Raw genomic sequence first — 12,437 nt, forward strand, 5'->3', positions numbered from 1 at the left:
GCTGGCGGGTGCTGGAGGTGGGCTGCGGCAGCGGCCAGGTGAGCGCCGCGCTTCTGGGCGTGCTGGGCCCGGCCGGCCAGGTGACCGCTTTCGACATCTCGGGGGCGATGCTGGCCCAGGCGCGGGCCAAGCACCTTGAGCGCGCCTGCTATGTTCAGGCGGACTCCGCCCGCCTGCCCCTGGCCGGGTCGTGGTTCGAGGCGGTGGTGCTGTTCCGGGTGTTCCCGCACCTGGATGATAAAAGCGCCTGCCTGGCCGAGTTCCGCCGCGTGCTGCGTCCCGGCGGCTGGCTGATCCTGGCCCATCCCGCCGGGCGGGAACAGCTCAATGTCTGCCACGCCGCCATGAGCGGCGAGGTGGCCCTGGACATGCTGCCCGAGGAGCCGGTGCTGCGCGACACCCTGCATTCGGCCGGGTTCAAGGTCATGTCCGTGGAGGACCGCCCGGAGCGTTATCTCGTCATGGCCCGCCGCAACGGTTGAATCCCGCAGATTTACTTCTTATCCCCCAGTTCCAGGCGCGCGGCGCAGGGGGCGTTCTTGGCCACGATCCGGTTCAAAACGGCGCAGTGCAGCCCGGCGAAAGTGCGGCAGCTCCCGGCGCCGTCCAGCCCGTAGTCCTCCGGGAACGAGGCGTGGGCGCAACGCAGGTCGCACCAGCGGGGTAAAGTTTTCTCGTTCTGCTCCATTTTTCTCTCCCTGTGTTATCCCTCACTCAAGATAACGCTTCCCGATCACGGATCAATCCTCTGAGCCGATGAAACAGCTTTACCCGCGATGTCCGCCCAGTCTGACAATATTCTCTCAACTTATTCTCTGCCATAATGTTCTGCACTCAAGTGCCGTGGAGTGCCTGCCGATATTATTAGGATGGGTTGAAAACGGCCGGATGCGGATTATTTTTCCGCCAATCAAATTGTTATTTATTTGATTTCGGAAAATTATTCCTTACAAAGCTGAAAACCCGATTTCAGGAGACCGCGTCTCAGGATGAATTGTCGAGATATAATATTGCTTGGCAATAATTTACCCATTTATCAAGTCATACATGGCATAACTCTTGCTCCTTCCGGGCCGTCCGGTCATCAGGCGCATCGCGCCCGCGGCATACACCCCGGCACAGCCTGTCAAGGCTGAAAGGCAAACTATGGCTTCACCCATAAGCATCTCCGGTCTGGCCTCCGGGATCGACACCGAGTCGATCATCTCCAAGATGATCGAGGCCAAACAGGTTCCGATAACGCGGCTTAAGAACGAGCAGGACCTTCTTTCGATCAAGCGCGACGCCTACCGGGATGTCAACACCCAGGTGCTCGCCCTTCAGAATGAGGCCCTCAACCTGCGCCTGGATTCAACTTTCATCACCCGCACGGTGGCGTCCAGCGATGACGGCATAGTGCGCGCCACGGCCAGTCTGGGCACGGCCAAGACCAACCACCGGGTCAAGGTCCTTCAACTGGCCCAGGAGGCCTCGGTCAGCAGCAACCGCTATTACAGCCAGGCCAGCCTGATCGGCTCCAACACGGTGGGGATCAACCAGCTCGGCAGCACAACCGCCCTGAACGCCCCCGGTGCGGGACGGCTGATCGGCGGGGTGGCGGTCACCGACTCCACCACCCTGAGCGACCTCGGGCTAAGCTCGGATTTCAGCCTCAAGCTCGACCTGGACGCCTCCGGATCCCGCAACCCGATCTCGATCACCGGCCTTAGCGGCAGCAGCACCGTGGGACAGATGATGCAGGCGATCCGCGACCAGGCCGGCTCGGCGGTCAAGGTGCAGCTCGTGCGCGACCAGTCCCTGGGCGGCAAGGTGATCCAGATCGCCAGCGGCTACGTGGGGGTGGATGTTAGCGTGAGTGGCGCGGTGGCCGAATCCGCCCTGGGGATCCAGAGCGGGGCCACGGCGTCCTCCGGCTCCACCGTCGCCCTGGGCTCGGCCCGTCAGGTGGCCGCGCTCGACCCGCTGGATGTGGTCACCGGCACAGCGCTCGTGGTCTCCTCCAATGGCAGGGCCGGCAGCCTGACCGGCACGGTGGACCTGGCCGCGGCCGCCGCGGGCGGGGATGTAATGTCCATGACCCTGGCCAACCTCGGAATAACCGAGTTCGACGGTTTCACGCTCGACCCGGACGCCGGCGGGGCCACTGGCAACCTGACAGTGCTCAAAGAGGACGGTTCCACGCTCAGTGGCTCCGACACCCTGGCCGACCTGATCCACGCCATCAATCTCAGCGCCCCGGATGTGACCGCCCAGGTGGTGGACGGCTCCGGAGGGGCCAAATATCTCCAGATCATCGCCAACGAGGGCGGCCGTGACGTGACTGTCAGCCAGACCGGGGCTACGGACGGATTCCTGTCCAAGCTGCTCGGCCTGGGCGGCAACAACGCCACCAGCACCAACGCCACAACGGACAGCGGCGATTTCACCATGATCGGCAATTTCTACGGCCGCGGCTCGGTCGCGGCCGATGAGCGGCGTGTGGTCAGCGGGACCAAGGACGATTACCGCGGCATCGGCGTGACCGACCTTATCGACGGGGTCACCCTGCTCGGGGCCAGCGTGGGCAATGTGTTTTCCGCCGGCTCCGCCCGCATCCAGATCAACAACAGCCAGAACCTGGCCATCTCCGACAGCACACGCACAGAGCTGTACGGTGTAGCCGGGATCACCAGCTCGTCCTTCGCCACCAGCCTGGCCGTGGACCCGGACGGCAGTGGTACGGCGGGCCTCAACCGCTCCATCGCCGACCTCAACGCCGCCGGGGCTTTCGGCCTGACAGCGGCGATCACCGCCGGCTCGTTCAAGGTCGGGGACGCCACTCTCACCCTGACCCAGGAAGATATCGACAGCGGGATCACCCTGGCCGAGGTTGTGGCCCGGATCAACAGCGCCGGCCAGAACACGGTGGTGCACTACGAGGACAGCACCGACCGTTTCATCGCCACGGCCTCCGAGTACGGCGCCGACGGGACGGTCTCTTTCGGCTCCTACAGCGGCGCGGCTGGCGAGAGCAACATTCTCAAAACCCTGGGACTGACCAATGCCGCCAGCTCCACCGCGGTTTCAGGCGGCTCGGACGGCGGGCATATCGACTCCGGGGCCGAGCTCGACCAGGCCGGTTTCGCCATCCGGCCCACCTCGGGGACAATTACGATCAACGGCATCTCGCTCTCGATCGATGCGCAGGTGGACACCCTGGAGGATGTGATCGACAAGATCAACAATTCCGCCGCCGGAGTGACCGCCTCGATCGACCCCGAATCCAAGCGCTTCACCCTGGTCCAGAAAGTCACCGACGACACCACGGCCAACAACATCCAGCTCGGGTCGAACTCGGACACCAGCAACCTGTTGACTGTCCTGCGGCTGCTGCAAGGGGCCACCGGGGAAGGGTCGGTCAGCAGCGTCGAATCGCCCAAAGCCAAGAACAACGTGGGCCAGGCCCGTCAGGAAGCCAGGGTCGAGGTGGACGGGATAGTTTACACCCGCAAGACCAACACCATCGACGACATAACCTCGGGCATGACCTACGAGCTGCTGGGCACCTCCAGCAACACGGTCACCCTCACTGTCGAGGGCGACACGGAAAAGGCCGTCGACGCCATCGCCCAGTTCATCGTCGAGTACAACAAGACCATCAAGCTGCTCAGTCCCGAAGCGGTCAGCGACGAGGACAAGAAATACCTCGAGCCGGTCTCCGATTCCGAGCGCTCCAGCCTGACTTATACCGAGCTGATCGACCGTCTGGATAAGTACGAAAGCCTGAACAAGAGCGAGGCGATCCGCAAGGAGAGTAATTTCAAGATTTTGCTCAACCAGATCCAGAGCATCATCGGCTCGCGGGTGCAGATAAACGGCAGCACCCTGCAGAGCCTGTCCGACCTGGGGATCAACAGCGGCGACGCCGGAAACCCGCTGACAAAAGACTATACCGGGGTCCTGGTGGCCGACTCCACCGACCTGGACACGATCAAGGCCGCCCTGCAGAGCAACGAAAAGCTGACTGCCGCGCTGGCGAGCGACGATGTCTCGGTGGCGCGCCTGTTCAACCAGAACGCGCTCTCCTCGACCTCGGTCAAGGGCACACTCGGGTTCGACGAGGCCACGGACCTGGCGAACGACATCTCGTTCGAGGTCTATGACGGCACGAACAGCGCCACGATCACCATCCCGGCGGGGAGCCAGAGCAAAAGCTCGATCCTCAGCCTCATCACCACCGAGCTGCAGCGCAAGGACCTGTCCGACATCATGGTCTCTTTCGACGGGACCGGGCACCTCCAGTTCAAGAGCGAGAAATCCACCGGCAGCGCCTACATGCGCATCCTCGACCTTACCGCTCAGTCCGGCTCCGACCGTCTGTCCAGCCGTTTCGGCCTGAGCGGCGGCTCTTTCATCGGGCCGGAGGCCGACCAGAAAGCCGGTGCGTCCCAGAAACTCTACACCTCGCTGCGCCAGAGCACCGGGATCAACGGGTTCCTCCCGCAGAGCATCTCGGTGGGCGGCAAGTACGGCCAGGGTACGATCTACGACGACATGGTGAACCTCCAGGACCGTATCGACACGATGAATGACCGTCTGGACGAATACGAGACGCGACTGCGCAACCAGTTCGCGGCCATGGAATCGTCCATCTCCAAGCTCCAGGAGCAGCAGAACTCGCTGTCGCAGTACACCGGCAGCGCCTCGGCCACCAAGGCCAGCAGCTGAGGACCGGCCCGGGAGCAGGGATGGATCGACTCGCGGAGATTGAAAACGAAAGGAGCAATTGATGCTTATACTCACTCTGGACGGCCGCAGCCTGGACGCCGGCAGCCTCCAGGCCGGGACTCTGGCGGAGTTGATCCGCTCGGTCGAGCAGGACCTGGGCCCCGAAAGGGTGATCGTGGCGATGACCCTGGACGGCCGCAGCCTGGACCAGGAAAGGGAAAAGGCCGACGCCGCCAGACCGCTGGAGAACATGCAGCGGCTCGATATCACCACTCAGAGAGTGATCGATCTGGCCCGCAGCACGCTGCGCAGTATGATCGAGTTCATCCCCCGGATCGCCGCCCAGCTCGCCGATTGCGTGGAGGAACTGCACGGGGCGCGCGATGCCGAGGGCTACGAGCACCTGAAAAAAGCCATCGATGGATTGCAGCTCGTGGCCAGCGCCTGGCCGCCCATTGTCCGCTGGCTGAGCGCCGAGGGCTGGCCTGTCGACGCTCTGGCTCCGCGCACCGAGGGGTTCAACGAGCTGCTGGGCGGGATTGCCCGGGCCCAGGAAACGGGCGATGTGGTGCTGTTGTGCGACAGCCTGGAATTCGAGCTGGGAGAATTCCTGGAAAGCTGGCAAGGACACGCCGGGCAGTTACTGGAACAACTCGAACGGAACGACTGAGAAAGGCCGGATGGATATCTTTCGCCAAAATATGGAAGCCCTGGCGCGGCGCAGCCCGAACCTGGCCCGCCAGGTGAACCAGGCACTCCCGGCGGCGGCTGAGGTGACAGTCACCCCCTCGGGGGCGCCCTCGCTGCGTCTTCTGGATGCCGGCGGGCGCCCCTGGAGCCTGCACAGCGCGGTGGACCCGCTGCGTGAGGCCGAGCGCCTGGTCGAGGCTCAGTTCACCGACAGCGCCAACGCCTGCCTGGTCTACGGTTTCGGGCTGGGCTACCACGTGGACCGTCTGATCGAGCGTCTGGACGGCGCCGGGAATGTACTCGTGGTGGAACCGCAGATTTCGATCTTCAAGGCCGCCCTGGCCGCGCGCGACCTGCGCCATCTTTTCGGCCGCGATGACATTTTCTGGGCCGTGGGTGAGACCGTGGACCAGGTCCCGGCCCATTTCGGCGAGGTGTTCCGCGTGGCCTCGCTGGAGGGAGTGATGATCCTGCCCCATGCCCCCTCGATGCGCCTGTGCGGCGACTATTTCACCCGCCTGGACGACCTCTGCCGCAAGTGGATCATCGCCGTGGGCGGCAATTTTCTGACCAACGTGGCCGCGGTGCGCAGCTATTTTTCCAACACCCTGGACAACATCCTGGCCCTGGCCGGCGACCCGCCGGTCAAGCGCCTGTTCGGGCGGTTCAAGGGCATCCCGGCCGTGGTGATCTCGGCCGGCCCCTCCCTGGACCGTAATATCCACCTTCTGCGTCTGCTCGAGCGCCACGCAGTGCTGATCTGCGTCGACACCTCGCTGGGCCCGCTCCACCGCGCCGGGGTGCAGCCGCACCTGGTGCTGGCCGGCGACGCGGGCGAGAACAATTTCCGCCACCTCAAGGGCCTGGGCTGCACCGGCGCGGCTTTGGTGGCCGAGCCGATGACCCACCCGCGGATCGTGAGCGAGTTCCAGGGCCCCCGGTTCACCATGAGCTTCGACGAGACCCTGATGAAACGCCTGGCCGCCGTGCTGGGCGATTTCGGCAAGGTCAAGGCCTGGGGCTCGATCTCCACCGGGGCTTTCGACCTGGCCCGCCGACTGGGCTGCGACCCGATCGTTTTCACCGGCCAGGACCTGTCGTTCCCCGGCCTGCGCTACTACGCCCACGGCACCTACCAGGAGCGCCGCTGGCTGCGCGAGATCGGCGAGGGCCGCACGCTGCAGGACATGCACAACCGCCGCATGGTCAACGAGAACAACCTGGACGCCACCGACATCTTCGGCCGTCCGGTGCGCACCTCCAAGGCCCTGGAGGCCTACCGTCAGTACCTCGAACGTGAAATCTCCGAGACCGGCAGCCGGGTGATCAACGCCACCGAGGGCGGCGTGGGGTTCGCCGGCGTGACCAACCTTCCGCTGGATGAGGTCTTCTGGCGCTACGCCCGCCGCACGCACCCGGTGCGGCAGATGATCCTGAGCTGCCACTCGCCGCGCCCGGCCAGCGAGAAACAGGCGGTCTACGATTTCCTCAGCCGCTCGGTGGAGGAGCTTGCCACTTTCTGCGCGCTGTGCAACGACGGGTTCGAGCTGGCCCGGCTGATCCACCAGGGCCAGAGCCCCAACCCGGAGGCGGATTTCGCCAGCATCGAGGATGTTTACGCGAAGGTCTACAACCGCAAGGACGTGCTCGAGCTGCTGGAACACGCCAACCAGGGCGGCCTGCTCGCTTTCCAGCGCGGCAGCCGTCAACTGGAGAACCGCACCCGGGACCGCGGCCTGCTGGAGGATGCCGCCCGGCTGTACGGGGCCTTTTTCATCAGTTTCTACCAGACTGCCGATTTTCTGCTCAAACGGACTGAGCGCGCTGCTCTGGCTGTGGGCTCGAACCTCGATTTCGGAAGTGCGGAGCACACTGACAGCCCCGACGGGGAATTTCTCGAAGCTGTCTGAACTGCGCCGGACCGAGGGCGGCGGATGCCCCGGCCCGCGCAATACGCGAAAGAGGTGTTCTCAAGATGAGTCAGACGATGAAGAACAACGCCTATGGCCAGGCTTTCAACAAACAGATCAAGGATTACCAGGCCATGCAGGTGTTGAGCGCCAAGCCGGAAAAGCTGATCCTGATGCTATACGACGGCGCCCTGCGCTTCATGACCCTGGGCGTGGAGGGCATCGAGCAGAAAAACCTGGAAAAAGCGCACAACAATCTGATCAAAGCGCAGCGGATTTTCATCGAGCTGATGACCAGCCTGGATTTCAAAAAAGGCGGCGAGATCGCCTCGAACCTGTTCCGTATCTACGAGTTCATGCACTACACGCTGGTCAACGCCAACGTGAAGAAAGAGGTCGAGCCGGTCCTGAAAGTGAGTGAGCAGCTGCGCACCCTGCGAGACAGCTGGGACAAAGCGATGAAGAACCAATGGAACGGGCTGCCCGAAGGTCTGGAAAAAGCCTCTCCCGCCGCCCAGATGCAGGAACCGGAGCCGGAGCCGACCCACAAGCGGATCGAATTCAGGGGCTGAATTTTCCCTCCGGGCCGCGTGTCCGGCGGTGACAGGGACCCAAAATATTCATTCGGTGAATGAAAAATGCTCGATCAATTCGACCTTCTGCTCCCCGGCAGCCTGGTCCGGGAGATGATGCTCCTGGCCGAGATCGGGGATGACCCCTCGATCAGCCAGAGCCGCATGGCCGCTCGGGTGGGCCTGGCCCCCTCGATGGTCAACAACTACATCCGCCGCCTGGTCGAAAGCGGCTACCTGATGAAAGCCGGGGCGAACCACCGCAGCACCACCTATCACCTGACCGCCGCGGGAAAATCGCGGCGCGAGGAGCTGGTGCGGCGCTGCACCATCGAGACCGTGCGGCTGTACAAGTACGCCAAGCGTGAGTTCCGCGAGCTGCTGGCCGAGCGCTTCGGCGCGCGGCGTGACCTGGGGATCGTGCTCTACGGCGCGGCCGAGACCGGCGAGCTGGTCTGCCAGCTCTGTCTTGAGATGGGCCACCGCGTGCTGGCCGTGGTGGACAGCGACAGCCGCCGCCAGGGACGCCGCATGCTGGGCCTGGAGGTGTGCGGGCCCGGAGCGCTGGACGGGCTGGAGTTCGACCTGGTGCTCATCACCTCGCTCGGCCACGCCGCCGAGATAGCGGATTGCCTGGAGCCGCTGCGCCGTCGCGGCCGCGAGATTATCAGCGTGGGCTGAGCCCGGAAGTTGAAAGCGGGGAAAAAGAAAATGGCAAAGCAAAAACATAAGAAGGTAGCCCCGGCGAAAGCCGCATCCACACCCGAACCGGCTCCTGTGTTGAGCGTGGCCGAATGGAAAGACAGCCTCGCTCTGACCTTTTCGGCCGCGGCCCTGAAAGCCGCCCTCGATAATCCAGCCGGTGCAGAGGGTCTCGAACTGTTCAGGCCCCTGGCCGCACAATGGCTGCGGGATGTTTCCCGCCCTGCCTGGCCCGCCTGGCGTCCCGACTGCGGCCTGACCGACCCGGCAGGCGGACGGTTCTTCGCCGCCGGGGCCGCCGAGGAGGGCCTGGGCTGCTTCGAGCTGTCCACCGGATGCAAGCTCTGGAGCCTGCCCGGCGGCACGCTCGGCCGCGCCGGAGGCATGGCCCTGGCCAGTGGCGGCCTGTATGTCTGCGACCGCTGGAACAACCGTGTCCTGAGGCTCGACCCGCAGAGCGGGAAAGAGCTGGGACGATTCGAGCACTCGGCCCCCGGCCGGCTGCTGGACGACCCCTCCGACATATTAACCCTGGAAACGGACAACGGCCCCGAGCTGTGGGTCTGCGAGCGCGGCAACCATCACATTTCCCGGCTCGACACACAGGGAGGGTTCCTGGGCTGGATCGGCTCGCGGGGGCTGGAAGTCGAGGAAACCGTGCGGCGGTTCAGCGGGCCGGAAGCGGAGCGCGGCAAGCCCATGTTCGAGTTCCCGGAGACCCTCTCTATTGCGCCCGATATAGACGGTATCCAGACAATTTTCGTCTGGGACAGTTTCAACGGCCGCATAGTGCTGCTCGCTGTGGACGGCTCCCTGAAACGCAGTTTCAGCCTGCGCGGCCCCGACACGGCCAAATTCTGCGGCCAGGTGCGGGTGCTCGGCTTCCGCGGCGGGCCGCTGGCCCTGGGAGTGGATGACGTTTCCAACACACTGAAAATCTGGGACCACGAGGGCCTTCTGCTGTTGAGCCTCAGCCTGGAGGACTGGAACCCGACCTCCGGACGCGCCGAGCGGGCGCGGGTTGCCCCCGGTACGGAAGGCCCCCTGCTGCTCAGCAGCCGGGGCCGGGCTTTCGTCCTGGCCGGCCCGGCTGCGGACCCGGAAAGCCTACTGCATAATCTGATAAATATTTTCCCGGAGCGTGCCGAGCTGCGCCTTTCCCTGGCCGAGCGTCTGAGCGCCGCCGGGCTGGAGCCGGACTGGGGCGCGCTCCTGAAGGGGTTCAAGCCTGAGACGGCAGTGGATGAGCTGGTGTGCCTGGCCGGGGTGCTGGACCGCTCCCTGGAACGCACGGTGAACCGTCTGGCCATCCTGGCCGGGCGGCTCGAACTGGCGGGCAACAAAGAAACCGCCACCGGGATCAAGACCGCCCTGCGCGGCCGTCTGGAGGCCCTCACCGCAGATTTGACCGCCGCGCTGCTCACCGCCGGACGGCCTGAACCGTCCAGTCTCAAGCGTTGGAGCGACGCACGGGCCGACCTGGACATGGCCCTTATCCGCACCAAGGGCCGCGAGCAGAAAGAGGAAATGGCGCTGGACGATTTCCTGGAGGAGATACGCGAGGCGCCCGAGCACACCCGCCGCACGGCCTGGGGCCTGCGCGCACTGTGCACTCTGGCCGGCTCGCAGTCCGCGCCGGATTTCACAATCGACCGCGACCGCCTGGCCGCACAGGCCGACGCCCTGCGCAGGGAGAGGCTCAACCTGGTCCTGGCCCTGGCCGGACAGGTCGAGCTGGCCGGCGACCCGGCGCATGTGCTGCGCGATGAGTTGGTCCAGATACACCGAACGCTCCTGGCTGCGGAGGCAGCCGAGCGCGTGGCCGTGCACCTGACCGAATGCGCCCGCGCAGCCGGATTGCCCGACAGGCGCGTTGCAGCAGAGGGAATCTCCCTGCCCCAGCCTCAGGCAGCGGACTACCAGTCCGCCCTGGCAAGTTTCCAGTCCCTGGTGGACAACATGGCGCGCTACCTCAAGGCGCTGAACGACGCCGGCGGCACCGGGGGCCCGTTCGGCCGCGTGGTGGTCCGTCAGCGCGAGATTTTCGCCCTCAAGGCCTCGCTCCTGGTCAACAGTCTGTGCGGCAACGGCTCCACGCCGGCCGAGGCGCTCGAGCTGGCCGAGAAGGCCGGACGCCTGGCCGGGACAGCCTGGAGCGCCACCGCGAACCTGCGGTTCACCCACAGCCCGGCGGAGAACCCATGAAAGCCCTGATTATAGCCGCTGGCCGCGGCAGCCGGTTCGACGGAGCGGGACAGAAAAGCCACAAGACCCTCATCCCGGTCTGCGGCGTGCCGCTGATCCAGCGGATCGTGTCCGCCTGCGGCACGATAGAGGAGTTCGTGGTCGTGACCGGCTACCGCGCACCGGAGTTGGAGGCAAGCCTCACCCACCTTCTGGCGGGACGGGCGCGGGTGAGGTTTGTCCGCAACGACCAGTGGACGCGGGCCAACGGGGTTTCGGCCCTGGCCGCCCGCGAGGCGCTCGCGGGAGAAAAATCTTTCCTGCTCTGCATGAGCGACCACCTGTTCGAGCCCAAGCTGGCCGAGACCCTCCTCACCGCGGGAGCGCCGCCGGACGGCTGCGCTCTGGCCGTGGACCGCGACATTGCGGGCGTGCGCGACCTGGAGGACGCCACCCTGGTGCATCTGGACGGGGAGGGCCGGATTAACGGCATAGGCAAGCTGCTGGAAGAATTCGACGCCGTGGACACGGGGGTGTTCCTCTGCACGCCCGCCCTGTTCGAGGCCCTGGAGATTGCCCAGGCCTGCGGCGGGGACAGCCTGAGCGACGGCATCCGGGTGCTGTGCGAGCGCGGCCGTATGCGCGCGGTGGAGGTGACCGGCTGCCTGTGGCAGGATGTGGACAACCCGGAGGACCTGGCCGAGGCGGGCCGCCGTCTCTGGGCCAGGGTGGCCAAGCCGCGCGACGGTGTGGTGAGCCGCCTGGTCAACCGCAAGATAAGCGGCTGGATCACACGGCAGATCTGTGCTCTGCCGGTCACACCCAACCACGTAACCCTGTTCAACTGCGCTGTGGCCGGGGCCGCGGCCTGGCTCATGGCCACGGGGAACCTTCTGGCCGGGGGCGTGCTGGCCCAGGCTTTCTCGGTGCTGGACGGGGTGGACGGCGAGCTGAGCCGCCTGAAAAACATGGGTAGCTGGTTCGGCGGCTGGCTGGACAACATCGCCGACCGGCTCTGCGACTGGTCCCTGATCGCCGGGGCGGCCCTGGCGGTCCAGCACGCGGGAGGCAGCCCCAGCCAGGCCATGCTGCTGGCTTTCATCGCCCTGGTCTCGAATGTCTGCTACTGGACCGCGATGGACTCGCTGCTGGTCTCGGGCGCACTGCGCAAGCCCGTTCCCCCGGCCGGAATCCTGGGCCGGGTCGAGAGATGGTTCTACGGGCGTAATATGGTATTCGGCCTGACCCATGATGTCTACCTGTTAGTCCTGGCCCTGGGTGTGGCGCTGGGTTTCCCGCGCCAGACCCTCAGCCTTCTGATAGTGACTGAAACCCTCTGGTGGTCGCTCCGGCTCTTCCGGGTGCTGCGCGCCGCAGTTTCGGAGCCGTACGATGTGTACCTTGTCCGCGAAAGCGCCTGAGCCGCCTGAGCCGGTGGCCCTTCCCCCCGAGCTGGCCGCGCTCCTGCGGCGTCTGGAGGCCCGCGGGGCCTCGCGCCGCGAGCGCCCGGGCCTGCGCCTGTTGGGCATATCGGGCCTGGCCGCGCTGCCGCTCTATTTCATGGGCCTGTTGAGCACGCCTCAGACCGTGGGCCTGTCCCTGGCCGGCTGGCTGCTGTTCAGCCGTGAGGGGCTGTTCCGTGTGCGGGTCCAGGGCGCCCCACGGGCAATCC

10 protein-coding genes are annotated in these 12,437 nt (G+C 65.3%); 9 read left to right on the forward strand and 1 reads right to left on the reverse strand.

From position 1 onward, the window contains the following. Window positions 1-482 (forward strand): methyltransferase domain-containing protein (locus LLH00_13320; protein MCE5272252.1); only part of this gene is annotated, 482 nt, incomplete at its 5' end. 11 nt (window positions 483-493) lie between these two features. On the opposite strand, the gene LLH00_13325 is transcribed toward LLH00_13320, so the two are convergent. After that, window positions 494-688 carry a hypothetical protein gene (locus LLH00_13325; protein MCE5272253.1) on the reverse strand — a complete coding sequence of 65 codons (195 nt, stop codon included), beginning with the start codon at window positions 686-688 and terminating at the stop codon, window positions 494-496. Between the two features lie 458 nt (window positions 689-1,146). On the opposite strand from LLH00_13325, the gene fliD reads away from it, so the two are divergent. The 8 genes from fliD to LLH00_13365 all read left to right on the forward strand — a co-directional run. Further along, entirely contained in the window at window positions 1,147-4,707 is a 3,561-nt protein-coding gene (fliD, locus tag LLH00_13330) for a flagellar filament capping protein FliD (protein MCE5272254.1), read from the forward strand. Between the two features lie 61 nt (window positions 4,708-4,768). Further along, entirely contained in the window at window positions 4,769-5,377 is a 609-nt protein-coding gene (locus LLH00_13335) for a hypothetical protein (GenBank protein MCE5272255.1), read from the forward strand. A gap of 10 nt (window positions 5,378-5,387) precedes the next feature. Next, a complete protein-coding gene (locus LLH00_13340; protein ID MCE5272256.1) occupies window positions 5,388-7,307 on the forward strand; it encodes a DUF115 domain-containing protein in 1,920 nt (639 codons plus the stop codon). 65 nt (window positions 7,308-7,372) lie between these two features. After that, window positions 7,373-7,879, forward strand: coding sequence for a flagellar export chaperone FliS (fliS, locus tag LLH00_13345; protein ID MCE5272257.1), 507 nt, complete (start codon window positions 7,373-7,375; stop codon window positions 7,877-7,879). 66 nt (window positions 7,880-7,945) lie between these two features. Beyond that, window positions 7,946-8,560 carry a winged helix-turn-helix transcriptional regulator gene (locus tag LLH00_13350; protein ID MCE5272258.1) on the forward strand — a complete coding sequence of 205 codons (615 nt, stop codon included), beginning with the start codon at window positions 7,946-7,948 and terminating at the stop codon, window positions 8,558-8,560. A 99-nt stretch (window positions 8,561-8,659) separates the two neighbouring features. Further along, entirely contained in the window at window positions 8,660-10,786 is a 2,127-nt protein-coding gene (locus LLH00_13355; GenBank protein MCE5272259.1) for a hypothetical protein, read from the forward strand. After that, a complete protein-coding gene (locus tag LLH00_13360) occupies window positions 10,783-12,186 on the forward strand; it encodes an NTP transferase domain-containing protein (protein ID MCE5272260.1) in 1,404 nt (467 codons plus the stop codon). Before LLH00_13355 ends, LLH00_13360 begins: the two co-directional genes overlap by 4 nt. Beyond that, on the forward strand, window positions 12,158-12,437 hold a 280-nt coding region (locus LLH00_13365), incomplete at its 3' end, for a hypothetical protein (protein MCE5272261.1). The genes LLH00_13360 and LLH00_13365, both read left to right, overlap by 29 nt.

This window comes from bacterium (assembly GCA_021372515.1).
Classification (GTDB): Bacteria; Gemmatimonadota; Glassbacteria; order GWA2-58-10; family GWA2-58-10; genus JAJFUG01.